15 protein-coding genes and 1 pseudogene are annotated in these 21,829 nt (G+C 70.4%); 13 read left to right on the top strand and 3 right to left on the bottom strand.

Annotation, left to right across the window (positions count from 1 at the left end; genetic code table 11):
- Window positions 1-347: 347 nt before the first annotated feature.
- From F1615_RS13460 to F1615_RS37080, 4 genes are read left to right on the top strand one after another with little or no spacing between them, the layout of a single operon-like run.
- Window positions 348-1,229: an alpha/beta hydrolase gene (locus F1615_RS13460; RefSeq protein ID WP_244328712.1), complete on the top strand. Its 882-nt coding sequence runs from the start codon at window positions 348-350 to the stop codon at window positions 1,227-1,229.
- Window positions 1,226-3,292: a caspase family protein gene (locus F1615_RS13455; protein ID WP_149549177.1), complete on the top strand. Its 2,067-nt coding sequence runs from the start codon at window positions 1,226-1,228 to the stop codon at window positions 3,290-3,292. The genes F1615_RS13460 and F1615_RS13455 overlap by 4 nt, the downstream gene beginning before the upstream one ends.
- Window positions 3,289-4,218 carry an AAA family ATPase gene (locus F1615_RS13450; protein ID WP_149549176.1) on the top strand — a complete coding sequence of 310 codons (930 nt, stop codon included), beginning with the start codon at window positions 3,289-3,291 and terminating at the stop codon, window positions 4,216-4,218. The genes F1615_RS13455 and F1615_RS13450 overlap by 4 nt, the downstream gene beginning before the upstream one ends.
- Window positions 4,211-7,477: an SAV_2336 N-terminal domain-related protein gene (locus F1615_RS37080; RefSeq protein WP_425385637.1), complete on the top strand. Its 3,267-nt coding sequence runs from the start codon at window positions 4,211-4,213 to the stop codon at window positions 7,475-7,477. The genes F1615_RS13450 and F1615_RS37080 overlap by 8 nt, the downstream gene beginning before the upstream one ends.
- Before the next feature lie 137 nt (window positions 7,478-7,614).
- Here the strand turns inward: F1615_RS37080 and F1615_RS36225 are convergent.
- Window positions 7,615-8,039 (bottom strand): annotated as a pseudogene (locus tag F1615_RS36225) (NF041680 family putative transposase); the annotation flags it as partial.
- Window positions 8,040-8,815: 776 nt separating this feature from the next.
- Between F1615_RS36225 and panD the strand changes: the two are divergent.
- From panD to F1615_RS13425, 3 genes are read left to right on the top strand one after another with little or no spacing between them, the layout of a single operon-like run.
- Window positions 8,816-9,238 carry an aspartate 1-decarboxylase gene (panD, locus tag F1615_RS13435; RefSeq protein WP_149549175.1) on the top strand — a complete coding sequence of 141 codons (423 nt, stop codon included), beginning with the start codon at window positions 8,816-8,818 and terminating at the stop codon, window positions 9,236-9,238.
- 34 nt (window positions 9,239-9,272) lie between these two features.
- On the top strand, window positions 9,273-9,617 hold the full coding sequence (locus tag F1615_RS13430) for a GNAT family N-acetyltransferase (RefSeq protein ID WP_167533739.1): 345 nt from the start codon (window positions 9,273-9,275) through the stop codon (window positions 9,615-9,617).
- A 29-nt stretch (window positions 9,618-9,646) separates the two neighbouring features.
- Complete coding sequence (locus tag F1615_RS13425) at window positions 9,647-10,291, top strand: aspartate/glutamate racemase family protein (protein ID WP_149549173.1); 645 nt, start codon at window positions 9,647-9,649, stop codon at window positions 10,289-10,291.
- Between the two features lie 483 nt (window positions 10,292-10,774).
- Here the strand turns inward: F1615_RS13425 and gndA are convergent, their stop codons facing one another.
- A complete protein-coding gene (gndA, locus tag F1615_RS13420) occupies window positions 10,775-12,214 on the bottom strand; it encodes an NADP-dependent phosphogluconate dehydrogenase (RefSeq protein ID WP_149549172.1) in 1,440 nt (479 codons plus the stop codon).
- Window positions 12,215-12,617: 403 nt separating this feature from the next.
- Between gndA and F1615_RS13415 the strand changes: the two genes are divergently transcribed.
- The gene (locus F1615_RS13415; RefSeq protein WP_149549171.1) at window positions 12,618-13,904 is read left to right on the top strand and encodes a transglycosylase family protein; all 1,287 of its coding nucleotides are present in this window, start codon (window positions 12,618-12,620) and stop codon (window positions 13,902-13,904) included.
- Here the strand turns inward: F1615_RS13415 and F1615_RS13410 are convergent.
- Window positions 13,894-15,039 carry a DMT family transporter gene (locus tag F1615_RS13410; RefSeq protein ID WP_208818302.1) on the bottom strand — a complete coding sequence of 382 codons (1,146 nt, stop codon included), beginning with the start codon at window positions 15,037-15,039 and terminating at the stop codon, window positions 13,894-13,896. The genes F1615_RS13415 and F1615_RS13410 overlap by 11 nt on opposite strands.
- Window positions 15,040-15,249: 210 nt before the next feature.
- On the opposite strand from F1615_RS13410, the gene F1615_RS13405 reads away from it, so the two are divergent.
- The 5 genes from F1615_RS13405 (at window position 15,250) to F1615_RS13385 (ending at window position 21,810) form a co-directional block, all read left to right on the top strand.
- Complete coding sequence (locus F1615_RS13405; RefSeq protein ID WP_244328711.1) at window positions 15,250-16,050, top strand: (2Fe-2S)-binding protein; 801 nt, start codon at window positions 15,250-15,252, stop codon at window positions 16,048-16,050.
- A gap of 38 nt (window positions 16,051-16,088) precedes the next feature.
- A complete protein-coding gene (glgA, locus tag F1615_RS13400) occupies window positions 16,089-17,240 on the top strand; it encodes a glycogen synthase (RefSeq protein WP_149549169.1) in 1,152 nt (383 codons plus the stop codon).
- A gap of 51 nt (window positions 17,241-17,291) precedes the next feature.
- On the top strand, window positions 17,292-18,512 hold the full coding sequence (gene glgC / locus F1615_RS13395) for a glucose-1-phosphate adenylyltransferase (RefSeq protein WP_149549168.1): 1,221 nt from the start codon (window positions 17,292-17,294) through the stop codon (window positions 18,510-18,512).
- Window positions 18,513-18,784: 272 nt separating this feature from the next.
- Entirely contained in the window at window positions 18,785-20,212 is a 1,428-nt protein-coding gene (locus F1615_RS13390) for a wax ester/triacylglycerol synthase family O-acyltransferase (RefSeq protein WP_149549167.1), read from the top strand.
- A 104-nt stretch (window positions 20,213-20,316) separates the two neighbouring features.
- Window positions 20,317-21,810, top strand: coding sequence for an SDR family NAD(P)-dependent oxidoreductase (locus tag F1615_RS13385; RefSeq protein ID WP_149549166.1), 1,494 nt, complete (start codon window positions 20,317-20,319; stop codon window positions 21,808-21,810).
- The last annotated feature ends 19 nt before the right edge of the window (window positions 21,811-21,829 follow it).

Below are 21,829 nucleotides of genomic sequence, written 5' to 3'. Positions count from 1 at the left end.
GAACGCAGCTGCCCACCAGGTGGTAGCGATCGCGATCGATCGGTCACAGTCGGGAGCCTGGTTTGGTTTGAACCACGACGCTGCCCGGATCGAGTGCTCCACAGGCGACGGTGGGGCAGCAGTCGCAGGTCCACTCGAACACCTCATGCTTTCTTGCGCGCTCGTTCATTGCACGTGCTGCGCTTGCTAATTTTGACCCTTACCACGCCGCTGACCTGTAACTTGTGTGGTGGGAGAGCATGCGGGGGAGGGGGTTTGCAGTGAGATCAGGCTTAGTGTTCGTTCATGGGATTGGTAGTGCACGAGACCCTGAGGGGGAGCGCGACTCCTGGCTCCGTGCATTGGCCATGGGAGCTCGCAAGGCGGGCCATTCGTCGCAGGGCTCGGCACTGGCTCGACAGGGCTCCGTTGAAGCAGTCTTCGCGTACTACGGAGACCTGTTCATGCGTCCGATGGCACAAGGCGGCTTGGCACCGCTCGCTAACGTTGGCGAGGCCGAGGCGTTCCGTCAGTTGCTGGGCGACGTGATCGACACGCACCTGGATACCTGTTCCGATGAGGGCGAGCGACGCATCCTGCAGCACGCTCGTGTGGAACTGACCGCCGCGCAGCAGGCGCAAGGCAGTGGAAACTTAGTACGGCGGCTGGTGAATGTTTGTACAACCCTGCTGGCCTTGCCCGGAGTGCGCCGCGGGGGTCAGTGGGCGAGCAGCCGTCTCATGGCTGGTCACCTCGCCCAGGTGACTCGCTACCTGGCCAGGTCCGAGGCTGACGACGACGGCCGCACTCTCGACGAACGTATCCGAAGCCGTCTTCTCAGCTTCCTGCATGAGGACCGGCCGACGGTTGTAATCGCGCACTCGCTCGGAAGCGTTGTTGCCCTGGAGGCGCTGCACCACTATCAAGGATCCATACCGCTGCTGGTGACGGTGGGATCTCCAATCGGCATGCGTACTGTCGTGCACCCGCGCTTGCGGCCCCAGCCGCCCGCCACCCCCAACTGTGTGCACCGTTGGCTCAACTTCTGGGACCGGGACGACATCATCGCCCCGCGCCCGCGGCTGGAGCGGGCCATCCTGCCTAACGCCGCTGGCTGCCTGCCCCTGACCGATCGGGTGGACTCCGACGGGATTTGGGTCCACACGGCCACGAAATACCTTGCGCAGGCCAGCGTGGCCGGCCCGGTCATGGAGGCCCTGCGGGCTGCCGGGGACAGGGGACCTGCATGACTGCGTCGAGGCTGCTTCTCATTGTGGCGCCCCAGAACGCGGCCATGGGCCATTTGGATCAGTTAGAGGGAGCCGCCCAAACCCTGGCCGATCTGCTCCAGCAGGAGCATCTGGGGTACTGCTCCCCTGCGCTCGCCGACGAGGGCGCTTTGCTGTACGGCGCGGCCGTCACGCAGACACGGATCGAGACCGCAGTGCGCACGGCCGCCCGGCGCGCCGGCGATGTTGGCGCCACCCTGATCCTGGCCTTCCTCGGCCACGGCATGGCGCCGCAAGGACGCCCAGAGTTGTACATGATGGGGGCTGACGCGCAGCCCGACGTTCTGGGCAGTGCGGTGAACGTAGGTCATCTTCTCGTCCAAGCGGCGGAGCAGCCGGGCGTCAACGGAGTGATTGGCCTGGTCGATACCTGCCACGCCGCTGGTGCCGTGCCTGACGTAAAGGCCCTCGTGGCAGGCGTGCGAGGCGGGCGGACTCGCCTGTCCCTGCTGATGGCCTCAGGTGCAGAACAGGAGGCGTACGACCTCGTGTTTACCCGGGAGCTAACGAAACTGCTGCGGCAGGGCATACCGGGCGCAGGAGAACACTTCGAAGTATCCGCACTGAGGGACAAGCTGCGCCATACGGTCCTTGGGCAGGACATCGTCAGTCTGGAGCACGACGGTGATCATTTCGCCGTGCACGATCTGTGGTTGGCGCACAATCCCCGTGGCACCGGCGCCGATGGCCCGGGCCCGGGCCTGCTGGGTGCTGAGGACCTCCGCTCGGCGCTGGACGCGATCGGTCTTGCGGCGGCCTGGCCGGAACCGTGGTCCCTGCATGAATTGGACCGGGTCCGATACGACATGCATGCGATCAAGGAATCTGGCGTGGGAGGTCTCCCAGCCCTCGTGCACCGGGCCCTCCACGTGGTGGATGGCCTGCGCATCTGCCTGGTGACGCAGTCCTTCCTCACCTCTTGGGTCGACAGCAAGCTCACGACCCAGCGGCTGCGTAAGGCACTGCCCCTGCTGCCCGCTGATGCGTACGCGCTGGTGTCGGACGCCACGGGCACAGCCCTGCTCAGGGACCTCCTCGAACTACTCGTCCTCCGCGCTCCCAGGGTCGGTGACAGCCGGACAGCACTGCTCACCCGTTTCGTCGTGGCGCTCGGCAGCGACGCCGGACTCGATCTCTGCAGCCCCGGGGTGACGGCATGGGCGGATGCGTGCGGGGCCCGTATCGAACTCAACGACGCCCAGGAGGAGCTGTTGCGCGGCCAAACCGCCCGACGGCTGCGGTTGGTCGTCAGCCTGCATGCCACCGTGGCCGACGACTGGCCTGAATCACTGAGCTTGTGGCTGCTAGATGGCGGCACGGTGTGCGAGCGGGCAGAGATTGCCTGCGCTCCGACCCAGACGGCAGTCGAGGCGAAGCTCGCGCAGGCCGTCGCCTGGGCGCGCAAGCATGCCCGACCGCGCCAGGCACCACTGCGGCATGTGGACGTCGCCGTCCCCACCTCGCTGCTCCTGCGGTGGAGACCCGAGGAAACCGACTTCGGTGTGCGCCTGGGCGTCAACCACGATGTGGTGGTGCGTTGGAGCATGCGGCTGAATCCCCCCGCCCACTTGTGGTGGATCAACGACCATGCCCGGGCTGGCCTGGAACAGATGAGTACCTGCGCGGCAAAGGCTCCCGTTGACTGGCTGGCCGAACAGGACGCAGCCCAGGCAGCCGATCTCGCGGAGCAATTGCGGGCCGGCAGGTACACGCGGGCGGTGGCCTTCTCGCACCGCCCCGCCCATCTGAAGCAGGCGATGGAGCTCCTGCTGGCCTATGTTCCTGTCCTGCTGTGGCCCGACTCTGACCGTCGCTTCTCACCGACCGAGCGGGCGCTCCTCGACATGGTCTGGGACCGCCTGCCGACCGAACTGGCCCAGGCGTACCGGCGACGCTGGCAGGGCGGTAGCGTCGAGCCGTCCGACCGGCTCGCTGACCTGAGAACTGTCTGGCACGACCTCGAATGGCTCGACTTCTGCAGCTGGTTCGATACACAGCACGCCGTACACGGGAGCATCGCATGACCTGGAGTCCGTACTACACCGGCGACGGTATTCCGCGTGACGTGCAACTCGCGCCCCCACCACCGTGGCGGACCTTCCCACGCCGTGCTATGGCGAAGGAGTTCCAGCCACCCGCCGGATTGGTGGAGTCCGTGAACGCGGCTCTGCACTTGCGTCGGCCGCTCTTGGTGACGGGACCGGCCGGATCAGGTAAGTCGACGGTCGTCGAGCAGGTGGCCAGCGAGCTGAAGCTCGGATCTGTGCTGCGCTGGCATATCACCTCCCGCAGCACTCTCAACGACGCCCTCTACCGTTACGACGCACTGGGCCGCATCCACGCGCAGCGCCTCGGTCAAGCAGGCGGTGTTGATGACATCGCACCGTTCATGCAACTAGGGCCGCTCGGCACGGCCCTGCTGCCGGCGCAGAAACCCCGCGCGTTGCTGATCGACGAGGTCGACAAGAGTGATCTCGATTTGCCCAGCGATCTCCTCGACGTCCTGGAGCGCGGCGAATACGAAATCCCCGAGCTTGCCCGATACCAGGACGACACTGTCTGCGTTCGGCAGTGGGGTGGTGAGGAGTACCACGCCATCGAGCGGGGGCGTGTGCGCTGCACGCAGTTCCCGTTCATCGTCATGACGAGCAACGGTGAGCGTGACTTCCCCGCCGCCTTCCTTCGCCGGTGCATTCGTTACACTATGCCACCGCCTACGGCACCCTTGCTCCGTCAAATGATCATGGCTCACCTGAAGATCGACATCAATGATCACGGGCCAGTGCGAGACCTAATCGAAGAATTCGTCGCTAGGTTGGACGGTGGTGACAGCCTGGCCATCGATCAACTACTCAACGCCGTTCACGTTATGTCCGGAAACGCAGCTCCGGGCGACAACAGGCGGCAGAACGTTGTTGACCTGATTATGCGAGAGCTATCACGTGCCTGACCACGTTTCGCGAGTGTGGCAGGACCTCCATGTAGACGGGCTGGACCTGGACGCCACGGCGCTGGCCGAGGCCGTCTGGCTGGCCGCTACACTCCCCGCCGGGATCAGCCTGCACCCAGAAGCTGAAGAACCCGGACCCGTGCCACCGAGAGCCAGTGGCGGACAGGGGCGCCAACCGGAGCGCGGCCAGGCGGGGACGGGGTCACTCCACCCTGACGCTGCAATCCACGAGCAGCTGTCCGACAGCCCCGGAGAACTGCCGGGCGAGTCGGTTGCCGTTGCCCGAGGTCGAGCCCTTCCTAATGCCTTGCACCTGTTACGGGCACTGCGGGCCTACAAACGGCCGTGGGTGAACGGCCTGCACGCGGAGCTCGACATAGAGCAAACCGTTGACGGCTACGCGCGCAGCGGCGAACTGATCCCAGCGTTCCGAGCCGCTCCGGAGCGGTGGTTCGACCTGCTGTTGATTGTCGACCGGTCTCTGTCCATGCAGGTCTGGAAGGAAACGATCAACGAGTTGGAACGTGTGCTCGACCATTTGGGAGCCTTCCGCCTGCTGCGCACCTGGGGGTTGACATTTGAGAACGCACAGCCCGTGCTTCATGACCACCAGGGAGCGGTGGCCGGGCCCGACCACGTGCTCTCACCGCAGGGCAGACGTCTGGTCATTGTCGTTTCGGACTGCTCGACCCCTGGCTGGTACAGCCCGGAAGTCTGGAGGCATCTGCGGACCTGGGCCCGGTCGACACCGGTGGCACTGCTAGACCTGCTGCCCCCCAAGCTCTGGCGGAGCAGCGCATTGGACCTTCCCGCTGTTACTGCCACCCAGGCCGTGCCAGGCAGTGGCAGCACCACGCTGCGCTTTGACATGCCGGTGCTACTGGAGCACTTGGTGGATGGCCGGGCGCCGTGGCTCCCTGTCCCCGTCCTGTCCTTGAGCTCGCATTCGCTCGGGCGTTGGGCACGTGCGCAGATGCGTGGCGATCCGGGCGGCTGCGACGCAATACTCATTCCCCCCGCGGGGAGGGTCCCACGAGGCGAAGCCGCTCAAGCCCCCTTCGCGCAGGCTGACACGGTCAAAGCTTTCGTCCGGACGGCCTCGCCGGCTGCGGTCAAACTTGCTGTCCTATGCGCCTTGGTCGGGCGTGTCGGCCTGCCCGTGCTGCAGCTCATACAGCATGAACTCGTGCCCGAAGCAACGGTCGCCGACATCGCCGAGCTGATCACGAGTGACATCGTGTCGCTTCATCCACAGGAGGGCGGCATATTCGTGGTGACCTTCCGTGGCGGTGCCGAGGAGGAATTGAAACAGCTCCTTTCCCAGCACGAAGCCTGGCGCCTGTGCGTGGTACTGGAAGAGTACGTAGGGGCCCGTGTTCAAGGCGCGGGCAGCGTGCCCGCAGTGCTGCACAATCCCAACGCGCTGGAGCTTCTTCCTGCCGAAGTGAGACCATTCGGCCATGCCGCCCAAAAAGTGCTCAGAGCGCTCGGCGCCGGTAGCGGCGACCCGGCGCCGGTAGGCATGGCGTCGATCGTGGCTTCGGCGACGGCTCGGATCGCTGGCGAACTCGACGTTGCTGCGATTCTCGACGCCTTGTTCGACACCGCAGTCGCGGACTTCGCCGACAGCCTAGTCCTTTACCTACGCGATCCCCTGCCGATCGGCGACGAGCGACCTACCGGCCCCCTCATGCTGCGGCGATGGCATGGGAATCGAAGCGGTGAAAATTCGGAATTTGTGGACATTTCGCCAGCCTTGAACCTATCGCATCCTGGAAATCAAGGGATCGCCGACGTGTGCGAGGTACGGCCCGGCAGTGTGCTTGCCGAGGTATTACGTGGAGTGCGCCCGGTCTTCACAAACTCGCGCTCTGGTGACGTCATGCCTGAGCTCTTCGGTGAAGGCAGCGCGTTCACTGTGCCCGACGGGCGGCGAGTGATCTTCGCCCCGTTACGCGGCCGACGCAGGGTCATTGGGGCCGCACTGTTTCTGCGCCGCCCAGAGCGGATGGCGTTCGAAGCGGATGACCTGCTGATCGCCGCCCAGCTGGCCACTCACAGCGCCATCGGCATCGACAAGGCAGTGCTCTACGGGCGTGAGGTGTACCTCGCCGACGAGCTGCAGCGCACCATGCTGCCCGAGAGGCTGCCCCGCTCCACCGGTGTCCGACTCGCCTCGCGCTATCTTCCCGCCGCCGAGACTGCACGGGTCGGCGGCGACTGGTACGACGCCATCCCGCTGCCCGGCAGCCGGGTCGCCCTGGTCGTCGGCGACGTCATGGGTCACTCGATGACCTCATCGGCGATCATGGGTCAGCTACGGACGACCACCCAGACCCTCGCTGGGCTCGACCTGCCTCCGCAGGAGGTGCTCCATCAACTGGACGAGCAGGCACAGAGGCTGGGCACCGATCGTATGGCCACCTGCCTCTACGCCGTGTACGACCCGGTCTCGCACCGCATCACCATCGCCAACGCCGGCCACCCCCCACCTGTCCTTCTGCACCTGGGCGGCTACGCCGAGGTGCTGCGGGTCCCGTCGGGGGCACCTATCGGCATCGGCGGCGTTGACTTTGAGGCTGTCGAACTGGACGCGCCCGCCGGGGCTACGCTACTTCTCTACACCGACGGCTTGGTCGAGTCCCGGCTCAGGGATGTGTGGACAGGCATAGAGCAACTGCGCGAAAGAATTGCCACAACAGCCCGTCTGACCGGTCCAGATCATCCGCCGCCGTTAGAGGCACTGTGCGACGAGGTACTTGACATGCTCGGCCCGGGGGACCGGGACGACGACATCGCGCTGCTCGCTGCCCGCTTTGATGGGATCGCGCCGAGCGATGTGGCGTACTGGTTCCTGGAGCCCGAAGACGGGTCCCCGGCCCGGGCTCGCCGACTGGTCCGGCGCGTGCTGGCGAGATGGGGGCTGGAGCAGCTGTCGGATGCGGTGGAGCTGCTGGTCAGTGAGGTCGTCACCAACGCTGTGCGGTACGCTTCCCGCCCGATCGCGCTGCGGCTTCTGCATACCGACGTACTGCGTTGCGAGGTCAGTGATGATGTACCTCATATGCCGCGGCTGAGGCGGCCACGGGTCACTGATGAGGGCGGACGCGGTCTCTATCTGGTCAACAACCTGGCCAGGCGCTGGGGCAGTACCCGGCTCGGTAGCGGCAAGATGGTGTGGTTCGAATGTTCCCTTCCGGGCACTTCGCAGACCGCCCCTGACCGAGCTGGGTCCGTTCTGTCGGGTTGGAATCGGTAGGGAGGTGAACCAGACCACTACCTGAACTTGCGGTTGCCACGGCAGGTTGGTGCGGTCCACCTGGCAGTGAGTGGTTGGAGAGGGCGACAACGTGGCCGTTGTCGTGGCCGATCACCCACTTGTTTAACTTGTGCGCCGGGCCGTGGGATCGTCGACTTCTTCGTTTGTCGTCGCGTCAGTTGTGTTTTGCGGGGCCGGGTGTTCTTGCGGCCTGGTGGTCGTCTGGGGCCGGGGCGGGAGACTTTCGGTGCCTGGGCCGGGCAGGCGGCCACTGGGCGGACGTGCCGGAAATCGTGGCGGATGCGGGCGGGAGTCAGCCTGTCCGGCGGACTGGGTTTCTCCCATGGCCGGCGACGGTCGGCTGCCAGGGGCTGGGCAAGCCGCAGCTGGGTGTAGGCGGCGACGATCAGCCAGGTCCATCGGTTGGCTGCCCTGGGGTGCGGATCTTCGGTCCGGTCCAGCCCAGGGTCTGCTTGGAGAGGCGGAGGGTGTGCTTGATGTCGACGTGTCACAGGTAGGACTGCCAAGGGCGGCCGGCGTCTGCGGGGGTCGCTCGCCCACCAACGACAGGTCGACAAGCGACCTCACCGGCCCGTCTCCGCACAGGGCGGTGTCGGCTGGCTCAAACAACGTGTCCGAACGAGCGGTAAGACACGAGCGGAACTCGCCCCTGAAGCGACACAGTTGCGCCAACGGCTCCTGTCCTGCTGCGGCTCTACGAATACGGCGCTGCCGACGTCGGCGCGGAGCGGAAGTCCCTACGGCTGGTCATTGGCTCGAACGGCGACGGCTTGTCCTGCGTCCCCAGGCCCAATGGGGCGGTCTATCGCACGCGGACGGCGTCGCTGGACGACCCAGAACTCGACAAGGTGACTGATGACCTGCTGCAGTTCCTGGAACTGCTGGAGCGATCTCCGACCCGCTTCGTCGCCGACGACGAGTCGGGATACCTCTAGGCACAGTGCCCAGCGCCCATTCTGTTAGCCGCTGTAATGCCTTGAGACGGACGAAGCCCCCTGCCGGGTGCGTTGACCCTCTTCCAGGCCGACGCGGAGGGTGGCTCCGTGCTCGACGAAGTGCGCACCTGGCGCGTCGTCAGGTAAGTCAGCATATGGTCAGCATGAGTCCTTGCCCAGTCCGGGGACAGGCACTCCAGCGGATGCTTGGTCGACGTTGGTGCAGCGGCTTGGTCTACACGGAAGCACAGGCGAGGAGCCTTCTTGCCCGAGCAAAGTCGATCTTCTTTGGAATCTTCGAGTCCGACGAGCGTCGGTGTACAGTGAACAACGCCCCTGACCTGCAGAAAGCCGGCGGGGAGCCGTCTTCTAGGAGTCCAAAGTGCTGCGTACTCTGTTCAAGTCCAAGATCCACCGCGCCACCGTCACCCAGGCCGACCTGCACTACGTCGGCTCCGTGACCATCGACGCCGATCTGCTCGACGCCGCCGACCTGCTGCCCGGCGAGCTCGTGCACATCGTCGACATCACCAACGGGGCCCGGCTCGAGACGTACGTCATCGAGGGGGAGCGCGGGTCCGGGGTGATCGGGATCAACGGGGCCGCCGCCCATCTCGTGCACCCCGGTGATCTGGTGATCATCATCAGTTACGCTCAGGTGACCGACGCCGAGGCGCGGGCGCTGGAACCCCGGGTGGTGCATGTGGACGCCGGCAACCGCATCGTGGCCCTGGGCGCCGACCCGTCCGAGCCGGTGCCGGGGTCGGACCAGGAGCGCAGCCCGCAGGCCGTTGTCACGGCCTGAGCGGCGCGGACCGAGGCAGGAGCGTGACATGGCCGTGGGTGACGTCGAGATCCGTGACGACCGGGAGGCGGGCCGGCTCGAGGCCGTGGCGGGCGGTGAGGTCGTCGGCCGGATCGAGTACTTCGTCCTCGACAACCCCGAGCGTGCGCTCGTGCCGGTTCACACCATCGTGGAGCCCGCCCACGAGGGCAAGGGCATCGCGGGCTCACTCGCCCGCGAGCTCTACGCCGTCGCCGCACGCGAGGACAGTGTCGTCGCGCCGCTCTGCCCGTACGTTGCCAACTGGGCCGAACGGCACCCGGACGAGGCCCCGGCGGCCGGCCCCGAGCTGATCCGGGCGGCGAAGAAGTGGCTGGCGGCGCACCCCGAGCGGTTCTGAAGCCCTCCCGACGACAAGGAGCGTCGCTCGTGCTCGCACTCCTGCACACCTCACCGGTCCACGTGCCGGTCTTCGACGCGTTGCGCGACGAGACGCATCCCGGGCTGGGACTGCGGCACCTCGTCGCCGGGGACTTGCTGGAGCGCGCCCGTGCCACCGGCCCCGCCGCCGTCGCCGACGACGTACGGGCGCGGGTGCGGGACGCCGTCGACGGTGGTGCCCGGGCGGTGCTGTGCACCTGCTCGACCATCGGCGCCGTCGCGGAGGCGGCCGCCGCCGAGGCCGGTGTTCCGGTGGTCCGCGTCGACCGGCCCATGGCGGGTGCGGCCGTGGCCGCCGGGCCGCGGGTGGCCGTCCTCGCCGCCCTGGAGAGCACGCTCCGGCCGACGGTGGCGCTGATCGAGGAGGAGGCCGGCCGGGCCGGGCGATCCGTCCGCGTGCGGACCGTACTGGTTGACGGCGCCTGGGAACGCTTCGAGGCGGGCGATACGGCGGGGTACGCGCGGCGGGTCGCGGACGCCGCCGACGCCGTCACCGGTGCCGATGTGATCGTCCTCGCCCAGGCGTCCATGGCCCCGGCGGAGCGGCTCACCACCGCCCGGGTCCCCGTGCTGTCCAGCCCCCGTCTGGGGCTCGCGGCGGCTGCGGACCTGCTGCGGGACCCGCCCGGATGAGCCGTCCGGCCCCGCGGTGTCACGCGGGCGGGTGACTGGAGCCGGGGGCGTCGGGTAGGCGGGGGAGTAGTCCAGAGCCGACGTCGACCGACAGGCCGGAGGACACGCGCCATGACCGACCCGTACCCGGATCCCGTCCCGCCGGGCCCCACACCGGGACCGACCCCGGGCCCCGACCCCTCGCATCCCGAGCCCATCCCCGACCCGGTGCCGTCTCCGGAGCCGCCCCCCGGTCCGGACCCCGCACCCCCGCCGCCGGGCCCCGGACCGGAACCGACGCCGCGGCCCCCGGGGCCGGGACCGCAGCCGCCCCCACCGCACCCGGGGCCGCCCGAGCCGTCACCGTCGCCGATCCCGCCCGGCCCCGAACCGGTGCCGAACCCGGAACCCGGCCCTCCGCTGAGCTGAGCCGGCCACCGGGCGAGAGCAGGAGGAGGGCGGTGGAGGCCGCGGGGGCCGCCCACCGCCCTCCGTCATGCGGTGCTACGCCGACACCTCCGACCGGTCCCCGCCCCACAGCGTGTGGAACGAGCCGTCGCGGTCCGTGCGCCGGTAGGTGTGCGCGCCGAAGTAGTCCCGCTGACCCTGGGTGAGCGCGGCCGGCAGGCGCTCCGCGCGCAGGGCGTCGTAGTAGGCGAGGGCCGCCGCGAAACCGGGGGTCGGCACGCCCTGGCGGGTCGCCGCGATCAGGACCTCGCGCCAGTCGTCCTGCGCGTCGGCGATCTCCCGCGCGAACGTCTCGTCGGACAGCAGGCTCGGCAGGTCCGCCCGTGCGTCGTAGGCGGCGCGGATGCGGTCCAGGAAGGCCGCCCGGATGATGCAGCCGCCCCGCCAGATCGCCGAGACCGCGCCGAGGTCGATGTTCCAGCCGTACTCCTCGCTGCCCGCGGCGACCTCGTGGAAGCCCTGCGTGTACGACACGATCTTCGACGCGTACAGCGCCTGTTCCACCCGGTCCGCGAAGGCCGCCGCCTCCGCCTCGCTCATCGGCGTGGCCTTGGGGCCGGCCAGCCCGCGCGAGGCCTCACGCAGCGCCCCGTGCCCGGAGAGGGAGCGGGCGAACACCGCCTCGGCGATGCCGGACACCGGCACGCCGAGGTCGAGCGCGATCTGCACGGTCCAGCGGCCGGTGCCCTTCTGCTCCGCCTGGTCCACCACCACGTCCACGAACGGCTTGCCCGTGGCGGCGTCCACGTGCGACAGGACCTCGGCCGTGATCTCGATCAGGTACGAGTCCAGCCGGCCGGTGTTCCAGGTGCGGAAGATCTCCGCGATCTGCGCGGGGGTGTACCCGGCGACGTCGCGCAGCAGCTGGTAGGCCTCACCGATCAGCTGCATGTCGGCGTACTCGATGCCGTTGTGCACCATCTTCACGAAGTGCCCGGCGCCGTCCGGGCCGACGTGCGTGACGCAGGGGGAGCCGTCCTTCGCCTTCGCGGAGATCTTCTCCAGCATCGGGCCGAGCGAGTCGTAGGACTCCCTGGGGCCGCCCGGCATGATGCTCGGGCCGTGCAGCGCGCCCTCCTCGCCGCCGGAGACGCCCATGCCGACGAAGTGGATGCCCTGCTCGCGCAGCGCCTTCTCCCGGCGCCGGGTGTCCGCGAAGTGGGCGTTGCCACCGTCGATGATCATGTCGCCGGGCTCCAGCAGCGGGGCGAACTCCTCGATGACCGCGTCCGTCGGCTCGCCGGCCTTCACCATGATGACCAGCCGCCGCGGCCGCTCCAGCGCCGCCACGAACTCCTTGGCCGTCTCGGCCGCCACGAAGGTGCCCTCGTGCCCGAACTCCTCCACCAGTGTGTGCGTGCGCGCCGGCGTCCGGTTGTGCACGGCGACCGTGTAGCCGTTGCGGGCGAAGTTGCGTGCGAGGTTGCGGCCCATGACCGCGAGCCCTGTGACGCCGATCTGCGCTGAACTGCTCATGTGGGGTGGCTCCTAGTGACCTCGGTATCGGTACTGCCGGTGCGCCGGTGCTGCCGGTCGACGCCCGTCAGTCCTGCCAACGACCATCCTGACGTGCCGCACTCGCGTGCGCATGCGCGGGTCGCCTCGACGCCGCGCAGGCACATACGAGCGAAGGCACCCGCCGTACTCAGCCGCCGTGCCCGGCACCCACCGGCCACCGCGCCCACCCGGCGCACGCACCCGCGTGCCCCCGCGGACGGCTGCACCCGCCCGCGCACACGCGCCCCCGCGCGCCAAGGGGGGCGCAACGAGAGAAAACTCCCGGCCACTTGGCGCATCCGTGCGGCCGATAGCCGCCTTGTCACGGCCAGTTCGCAGCGCTTACTTTTGCCCCTCCTGACGCATTGTCGAGGGGGATTCCATGGCCGTCCGCGGCAGGCACCGCCGGTATCAGCCGAACAGGATCAACCGGGCCTCGCTCACCGTCACGGCGGGCGGTGCCGGAATGGCGCTCCCGCTCATGGGCACCGGCGCCGCCCAGGCCGCCGACGTGGAGACCTGGGACAAGGTCGCCGCGTGCGAGTCCACCAACGACTGGGACATCAACACCGGCAACGGGTACTACGGCGGCCTCCAGTTCAGCCAGTCCACCTGGGAGGCGTTCGGCGGTGCCCGGTTCGCGCCGCGCGCGGATCTGGCCACCAAGGACCAGCAGATCGCCGTGGCCGAGAAGGTACTCGACGGGCAGAGCCCCGGTGCCTGGCCGGTCTGCTCGGTACGGGCCGGACTGACCCGGGGCGGTGACACCCCCGACATCCAGCCGGCCGCAGGCAAGAAGGCCGGCGGCGAGCAGAACAAGCCGGGCACACAGGGCGACGGCAAGAAGTCCGCGCGGCCCTCCGTCGAGGACGTCAAGCCGCACACCACGCCCCAGTCCCGCGCGGGCCGCGCCGAGATGTACACCGTGGTCCGCGGCGACACCCTCTCCGGCATCGCGGAGGACGAGCGGGTCCGGGGCGGCTGGCGGGGGCTCTACACCGCCAACCGCTCGACGATCGGCGCCGACCCCGACCTCATCGTGCCCGGCCAGCGCCTCGCCCTGCCCGACGGGACGGCCAAGGCCCCCGCGCCCCCGGCGAAGCCGGCCGGAAAACACGCGACGGAGAAGCAGGCCGACAAACGGTCGGACAAGCGCTCCGGCGAGAAGGCCGGGAAGAAGACCGACAAGAAGACCGACAAGAAGGCCGACAAGAAGACCGCCGCACCGCGCACCGAGGACCGTGCCGACCGAGCCGCCGAGACCGGCGGTCTCGTCGCCCCCGTCAGCGCCGCCCTCGGCACGCCGTACCACAAGGCCGGGTCCGCCTGGTCGAAGGGCTACCACACGGGGATCGACTTCCCGGTCCCCACCGGCACGTCCGTGAAGTCGGTCGCGGCGGGCACCGTGGTCGGCGCGGGCTGGGAGGGGTCCTTCGGCTACCAGGTGGTGGTCCGGCACACCGACGGCCGCTACAGCCAGTACGCCCACCTGTCGGCGATCTCCGTGAAGAGCGGACAGTCCGTCGGCGCGGGCCAGCGCATCGGCCGTTCCGGTTCGACCGGCAACAGTTCGGGCCCGCATCTGCACTTCGAAGTGCGGACGGGGCCCGGTTTCGGATCGGATGTCGACCCGGTCGCCTATCTGAGGGCGGGCGGCGTCAGGATTTGACGCGGGCCCGGTGCCGGTCCACCGCCGGCACCGGAACGTACGGGCCGCCGTAGAAGGGCGCGTACGACACCAGCGGCACCAGGGCCGGATCCGTGCCGTCGGCCGGACCGCCCGCCGACGGTGCGGGCACCGGGAGCCGTACGTCCGCGGGGAGCGTGAGTTCGGCCAGCAGCAGCTCGGCGGGGTCCGCCGTGGCCTGTTCGCCGGGCTCCGCCATGGACCGGGCGGCGGGGACCGCCTCCGAACCGGCATCCGGTACGAGGACCCCGGCGCCGGCCGTCCGAGCCGCCTCCTCCTGCTGCTCGCGTGCCAGCCGTTCCGTCGTGAGGAGGATCAGCCCGCCGGCCGCCACCACGCCGCAGCTCAGTGCGAGCGCCGTGCCCGTCGCGCCGTAACGGAAGGTCTCGCCGAACATCGTGATGCCGACCGCGGCCGCCACCACCGGGTTCACCACCGTCAGCGTCGCCAGCGGAGCCGCCAGTCCGGCGCCCCGGTAGGAGGCCTGCGACAGCAGCATGCCGGCCGTGGCCAGGACACCGATCACCGCCAGGGACGGCAGGTCCCCGGCCGTCACGCCGCCGGTCCAGTCCACCGCGACGGTCTTGGTGAAGACCGAGGACATACCGAAGGCGACACCGGACGCGGTGGCCAGCAGGATGCTGCGCACCGCGGGATGCCGGTGCACGGCCCGGGCCGCGATCATCAGCGCCACGACCGCCCCGGCCGTCCCGAGGGCCGCCGCCACCCGCTGCGTGGTGTCCAGCGACTGCGCGTCGGACGCGCCGACCAGGGAGAGCAGACCGGCGAGGCCCACGGTCGCCATGATGGCGCCCCGCCACGCGGTCGCCCCGGCCCTGCGGCCCACGAACAGCGCGGCCATGGGCAGCGCGAACACGATGGTCAGCGCGCCCAGCGGCTGTACGAGGCTGAGCGGGCCGTAGGCGAGCGCCACCACGTGGAGCACTCCGCCGAGGCCGTTGAGCGCGACCGCCGCCCACCAGCCCGGCCGGCGCAGCGGTGCGTACTGCTGCGCGCCGGGCGAGGACACCGCGACCTGCTCCTGCACGATCGCCCCGCCGGCGTACGCCACGGCAGACACGAACGACAGCAGCACGGACAACGCGAGGGCGCTCATCGGCTGCTCCTCTGCGTGAGGCCGGGGCGGTGGACCCGGCGCGGCGAACGGTCGGCTCTCATAACCAACACGATGCCGTGTCAGGCTGTTCCCGTCGTCGTCCCTGAGCACTCAATGAGTCCTACTGCCGATGGAGTACGACGGCGGCCCCGTCATCCCCTGGGTGGGTGCCCCCGGACGGAGGGCCCCTGGTTGCTTCCCCTAGGGGGCTTGGTACTACTGCACGTCGTGGACCTCGACCCCCGCCTCACCGCCCTTCACCGGCTCGGTGGCTTCTTCGTACTGCGCACGGCAGGAGCGGCCGGCCCTTCCCCGCGTTCCCTGCCCACGCTCGCCCAGGCATACGGCCCCCGGCGCCCGGATGTTCAGGGCGACGCCCTGGACCCCCGGCGCCCGGATGTTCAGGGCGACGCCCTGGCCTCCCGGGTCCGCAGGGTCGCCGGTGCCCTGCGGGCGCCGGAGGCGAGGGTCGCCGCGTCGGTGGCCCACCAGGGTCTCGCCGCCCGCCTGTGGTCCGTGGCGCTCGGCAGCGCCGCCCTCTGCGGTGCCGTCCCCGACCTCGCCCCGCCACTGCTGCGCTGGGACCCCGAGGCCGGCGCCCCCGACGACCTGTGGCTGTCCGAGGTGCGTCCGCTGGCCGGCGACGCGCCCACCCTCGTGGACCTGGTGCTGCGCGCCCATCTCGAGCCCCTGGCCGGGGCCCTGCGCTCCCGGCACCGCCTCGCGCCGGGACTGCTGCGCGGCAACGCCGCCTCCGCGCTCGCGGGCGCCGCCCGTGAACTGGACCGCTGGGGGCGGCGCCACGGCCGTACGGACGTCGCCGTCCGCGCCGCCTCCCTGGCCCGCGACATACTCGCCGACCCGCTGCTCGCCGGCACCGGAACCCTCACCGGCACCGTCTTCCGGCGGCGCAGCTGCTGCCTGTACTACCGGGTGCCCGGCGGGGGCGTCTGCGGCGACTGTTGCTTCGTACGGCCGCCCCGCTCTTCCCCACGCGCCCCATCTGAGTGACCATGAGAGGAACGTCCGCGCAGACTGGGGGTTCACGGGTGCGAGTGGGACTACTGACCCGGGAGTACCCCCCGGACGTGTACGGCGGCGCGGGAGTCCACGTGGAGTTCCTCGCCCGGGAGCTGAGGTCCCTGGTGGACCTGGAGGTGCACTGCTGGGGCGAGGGCAGGACGGACGGCGTGCTGCGCCACCGCCCCTGGTCCACGCTCGACGGCGCCAACGACGCCCTGCGCACCTTCTCCGTCGACCTGGCCATGGCCGCGGCCCTGCAGGGCCGCGAACTCGTCCACTCGCACACCTGGTACGCCAACCTCGGCGGTCACCTCGCCAAGCTGCTGTACGGCATCCCGCACGTGATGACGGCCCACTCCCTGGAGCCGCTGCGCCCCTGGAAGGCCGAGCAGCTCGGCGGCGGCTACGCCCTGTCGAGCTGGTCCGAGCGCACCGCGGTCGAGGCCGCCGACGGGGTGATCGCGGTCTCCGGCGCCATGCGCGACGACATCCTCGGCTGCTATCCGGCCCTCGACCCCGCCCGGGTCCACGTCGTGCACAACGGCATCGACACGACCCTGTACCGTCCCGACCCCGCCACCGACGCCCTGGACCGGATCGGCCTGGACCGCTCCCGCCCGTACGTGCTGTTCGTCGGCCGTATCACCCGGCAGAAGGGCGTGCCCCACCTGCTGCGGGCGGTGCGCGGCATCGACCCGGCCGCGCAGGTCGTGCTGTGCGCCGGGGCGCCGGACACGCCCGAGATCGACCGGGAGTTCCGCGAGCTGTACGAGGAGCTGAGCCGGGTCCGCGAGGGGGTGCACTGGATTCCGCAGATGCTGCCGCGCCCGGAGGTGATCCAGCTGCTCACGCACGCCGCCGTGTTCGTGTGCCCCTCGGTGTACGAACCGCTCGGCATCGTCAACCTGGAGGCCATGGCCTGCGGCACCGCGGTGGTCGCCTCCCGGGTCGGCGGCATCCCCGAGGTCGTGGCGGACGGCTCCACGGGGGTACTCGTGGAAGCGGACGACGACTTCGAGGCGGGCCTCGCGCGGGCTCTCGACTCGGTCCTCGGCGACCCGGCCACGGCACGGCGGATGGGTGAGGCGGGACGGGAACGCGCGGTGTCGGAGTTCGGCTGGGACGCGGTCGCCCGGCGCACGGCCGGACTCTACGAGGAGATCCTCGAACAGGCTTAGTCCCGCCTGTCCTGGGCAGTCTTGGGAAAATTCGGCGTGAGGGGAGCGGCCATGCGTCGTGGTGGTCCTTCGGTCCTGGGAATCGTGCTGGCGGGCGGCGAGGGCAAGCGCCTGATGCCCCTCACGGCGGACCGCGCCAAACCGGCGGTCACCTTCGGCGGCACGTACCGCCTGGTCGACTTCGTCCTGTCCAACCTGGTCAACGGCGACATCCTGCGCATCTGCGTGCTCACGCAGTACAAGTCGCACTCGCTGGACCGGCACGTCACCACCACCTGGCGCATGTCGAGCCTGCTCGGCAACTACGTCACCCCGGTCCCCGCCCAGCAGCGCCTCGGCCCGCGCTGGTACCTGGGCAGCGCCGACGCCATCCTGCAGTCGCTCAACCTGATCCACGACGAACAGCCCGAGTACGTGGCCGTGTTCGGCGCCGACCACGTGTACCGCATGGACCCGCGCCAGATGCTGGCCCAGCACATCGAGAGCGGCGCCGGGGTCACGGTGGCCGGCATCCGGGTGCCGCGCTCGGAGTCCTCCGCCTTCGGCGTGATCACGCCGGGTTCGGACGGGCAGACGGTGGAACGCTTCCTGGAGAAGCCCACCGATCCGCCCGGACTCGCCGACGACCCCGAGTGCGTGTTCGCCTCCATGGGCAACTACATCTTCACCACCAAGGCGCTCATCGAGGCCCTGCACCGGGACGCGGAGGACGAGAACTCGGTCCACGACATGGGCGGCTCGATCCTGCCCCAGCTCACCGACCGGGGCGAGGCCCACCTGTACGACTTCAGCTCCAACCACGTGCCCGGCGAGACCACCCGGGACCAGGGCTACTGGCGGGACGTCGGCACCCTGGACGCGTACTACGACGCCCACATGGACCTGATCGCCGAGCGCCCCGCCTTCAACCTCTACAACCGGCAGTGGCCCATCTACACCCACTCCGGCCAGCTCTCCCCGGCCCGCTTCAACGCCGGCGGCATGGCGAGCGAGTCGATCATCAGCGCGGGCTGTCTGATCCGGGGCCAGGTCACGCGGTCGGTGCTGTCGCCGGGCGTGCTGATCGACCCGGGGGCCGTGGTGCAGGGCTCGGTGCTGCACGACAACGTGCACATCGGGAGGGGCGCGGTGGTGCGCGGGGCGGTGCTCGACAAGAACGTCGAGGTGCCGCCGGGCGCGACGATCGGCGTCAACCCGGAGCGCGACGCGGAGCTGTACACGGTGTCCAAGGGCGGCGTGATCGCGCTCGGCAAGGGGCAGCGGGTGCCGTAGGCCGCCGGCTTCCCGGCCGCGGAGAGGACCGTGCGGTGAACCGTTCCTCCAGCGGGCCGCGTCCGTCCGGGTGGCATCCGTCACCCGGTGGGGGGTGATCGCGACGCGCCGGCCCCGTGTGTCACGCCGGTCCCGCCCCTTCCGCCGTGCCGCCGGGTGGGGCGGAGACGTCACATGCTGTTGACTATGTGTAGCCAGATCGTACTTGACCGTAATCGGCCGGGAGCGATTGACTGCTGATCCGTTCCCGACGTCGACGCGAGGCCCCGACCATGACCGCAGACCCGCTCGCTCCCCTCGACCTGGCGTTCTGGAACATCGAGTCCGCCGGCCACCCGATGCACCTCGCGGCGCTCGGCGTCTTCTCCGCCGGCTCGACCTCCGCCGCGGCCCACGCGGCGGACCTGCTGTCCGCCCGTGCCGCCGCCGTGCCCGGGCTGCGGATGCGCATCCGCGACACCTGGCAGCCCCTCGGTCCGTCGCGGTCGCCGTCGGCGCTGCGCCGCCCGTGGCCGGCCCCCGGCGAGCCCCTCATCGGCGCGCTGCGGCAGCCGCTCGCCTCCGCCGTGCGCCTCTCGCGCGCCTTCGGCGGCGCCAGCCGGGAGCCCGACCCCGCCTTCGACCCCCTCGACCACGTCCGGCTGCACCCCGCTGCCGACGACTTCCACGCCGCGGCCGGACGGCTCATGGGCCGCCCCCTGGAGCGCACCCGGCCGCCCTGGGAGGCCCATGTGGTGCCGGGGGAGGACGGCACCTCCTTCGCCGTCCTGTTCAAGTTCCACCACGCCCTCGCCGACGGGCTGCGCGCCCTCACCCTCGCCGCCGCGCTGATGGACCCGATGGACCTGCCCGCGCCCCGGCCGCGCCCCGCCGAGCCCCCGCGCGCACTGCTCCCGGACGTGCGCGAGGTGCCGGGCCTGGTGCGGGACGCCCTGTCCGACGCGGGCCGGGCCCTGGACATCGGCGCCGCCGTCGCCCGCTCCACCCTCGACATGCGCTCCTCGCCCGCCCTGACCTGCGCGCCCAGCGGCACCCGCCGCACCGCCGGCGCGGTCGTCGACCTCGACGACGTGCACCGGATCCGCAAGAGCGCCGGCGGCACCGTCAACGACGTCACGATCGCGGTCGTCGCCGGCGCGCTGCGCCGCTGGCTCGACGAGCGGGGCGACGGCAGCGCAGGGGTCGCCCCGCGCGCCCTCATCCCGGTCTCCCGGCGCCGGCCGCGCACCGCCCACCCACAGGGCAACCGGCTCTCCGGGTACCTGCTACGGCTTCCCGTCGACGAGCGGGACCCGCTCGCCCGGCTCTCCCACGTGCGCACCGCCATGGACCGCAACAAGGACGCCGGGCCGCACCGGGGCGCGGGCGCCGTCGCCCTGCTCGCCGACCACGTGCCGCCGCTCGGCCACCGGCTCGGCGGACCGCTGCTGGGCCAGGCGGCCCGGCTCTGGTTCGACGTCCTGGTCACGAGCGTGCCGCTGCCCGGCTTCGGCCTGAAGCTCGGCGGCGACCCGCTCGGCGCCGTGTTCCCGCTCGCGCCACTGGCCCCGGGCCACTCCCTCGCGGTCGCGGTGTCCACCTACCGGGGACGCGTCCACTACGGGCTGGTCGCCGACGGCGCCGCCGTCCCGGACCTCGACCGCCTGGCCCGCGCGCTGACCGAGGAGGTGGCGGCACTGACGGCCGTCTGCGACCACTGAGGGACGCGGTTTGGTGCTGCGGCCGGACGCTGAAGTAAAATCCGGCGTTCGACAGCGGATGCGAACGGAGCGCCGCGACAGCAGAGCGGGAAACGGCAGCGGCGATGACGGTGACACAGGACGGCCCCGAGGCCACGGACGCGGTGGCACACGGGCCCGGCATCGACCCGGAGCGGCTGGCCGTCTGCCTCGGCGTGCTCGAGGAACTCGACAAACTCGACGTCGACCACCCGGACGCGATCCTGGTCCGCCGGGCCACCTCGCACATCTACCGCACGGTCAAGCAGCGCCGCCGCCAGGAGCGGAGGGCCGCCAAGACCGCACACGACAAGGCGGTCACCGAGGCCACCGCCACGGGCTCCGCCGAGCGCATCGACGACGAGACGGAAGGCATCCTGCCCTCCTCCCGCGTCGAGCCCGGCAGGATCGCGGGGATACTCCAGCGGCCGCGCTCCTGCTACACCTGCAAGACGCGCTACGTCGAGGTCGACTACTTCTACCACCAGCTCTGCCCGAACTGCGCCGCCGAGAACCGGGCCCGGCGCGACGCCCGCACCGACCTCACCGGCAAGCGGGCGCTGCTCACCGGCGGACGCGCCAAGATCGGCATGTACATCGCGCTGCGGCTGCTGCGTGACGGTGCCCACACCACGATCACCACGCGCTTCCCCAAGGACGCCATCCGCCGCTTCAAGGCCATGGACGACTCCGGTGACTGGATGCACCGCCTGGAGGTCGTCGGCATCGATCTGCGCGACCCGGCCCAGGCCGTCGCGCTGGCCGACCGGGTCGCGGAGCAGGGGCCGCTCGACATCCTGATCAACAACGCCACCCAGACCGTGCGCCGCCTGCCGTCCGCCTACGCCGCGCTCGTCGAGGGCGAGAGCGCCCCGCTGCCGGCGGGTGAGCTGCCCGCCCACCACGTCATCGGCGCCTTCAACTCCGGCGCGGTCGACGGACTGACCGCGCTTCCCGTCGGTGTCAGCGGCCTCGACGCGCAGAAGGTGGCCGACCTGGCGCTGGTCGCGGGCAACGCCAGCGTGGTGCGCCACCGTGACGGCACCGCGATCGACGCGGGCGGCCTCGTCCCCGACGTCGTCGACTCCAACACCTGGGTCCAGACCATCGAGCAGATCTCCCCCGTGGAGCTGCTGGAGACCCAGCTGTGCAACTACACGGCACCGTTCATCCTGATCAGCGCGCTGCGCCCGGCGATGGCCGAGGCCGCGCGGCGGGCGTCCAACGGTCGTGCGTACGTCGTCAACGTCTCGGCGATGGAGGGCGTGTTCGACCGCGGCTACAAGGGCGCGGGGCACCCCAACACCAACGCCGCCAAGGCGGCGATGAACATGGTGACCCGGACCAGCGCGCAGGAGATGTTCGACACCGATCGCATCCTGATGACCTCGGTCGACACCGGCTGGATCACCGACGAGCGTCCCCACTTCGACAAGCTGCGCCTCGCCGAGGCCGGCTTCCACGCCCCGCTCGACCTGGTCGACGGCGCGGCCCGCGTCTACGACCCGATCGTGCGCGGTGAGGCGGGCGAGGACCTGTACGGCGTCTTCCTGAAGGACTACGCGCCCGGCCGGTGGTGACCTCGGCGCCCCGAGGGTG

This window comes from Streptomyces marokkonensis, from assembly GCF_008312835.1.
GTDB classification, from domain to species: domain Bacteria; phylum Actinomycetota; class Actinomycetes; order Streptomycetales; family Streptomycetaceae; genus Streptomyces; species Streptomyces marokkonensis_A.
Note: the sequence above shows the minus strand (reverse complement) of the source record. Positions and strands in the feature narration are given on the sequence as shown.

Coding starts and splice junctions, on each gene's coding strand:
- glgC (WP_149549168.1), top strand. CDS start 17,292: ATGCGTCGTGGTGGTCCTTCGGTCCTGGGAATCGTGCTGGCGGGCGGC.
- F1615_RS13450 (WP_149549176.1), top strand. CDS start 3,289: ATGACCTGGAGTCCGTACTACACCGGCGACGGTATTCCGCGTGACGTG.
- gndA (WP_149549172.1), bottom strand. CDS start 12,214: ATGAGCAGTTCAGCGCAGATCGGCGTCACAGGGCTCGCGGTCATGGGC.
- F1615_RS13460 (WP_244328712.1), top strand. CDS start 348: ATGGGAGCTCGCAAGGCGGGCCATTCGTCGCAGGGCTCGGCACTGGCT.
- F1615_RS13455 (WP_149549177.1), top strand. CDS start 1,226: ATGACTGCGTCGAGGCTGCTTCTCATTGTGGCGCCCCAGAACGCGGCC.
- F1615_RS13415 (WP_149549171.1), top strand. CDS start 12,618: ATGGCCGTCCGCGGCAGGCACCGCCGGTATCAGCCGAACAGGATCAAC.
- F1615_RS13385 (WP_149549166.1), top strand. CDS start 20,317: ATGACGGTGACACAGGACGGCCCCGAGGCCACGGACGCGGTGGCACAC.
- F1615_RS13390 (WP_149549167.1), top strand. CDS start 18,785: ATGACCGCAGACCCGCTCGCTCCCCTCGACCTGGCGTTCTGGAACATC.
- F1615_RS13410 (WP_208818302.1), bottom strand. CDS start 15,039: ATGAGCGCCCTCGCGTTGTCCGTGCTGCTGTCGTTCGTGTCTGCCGTG.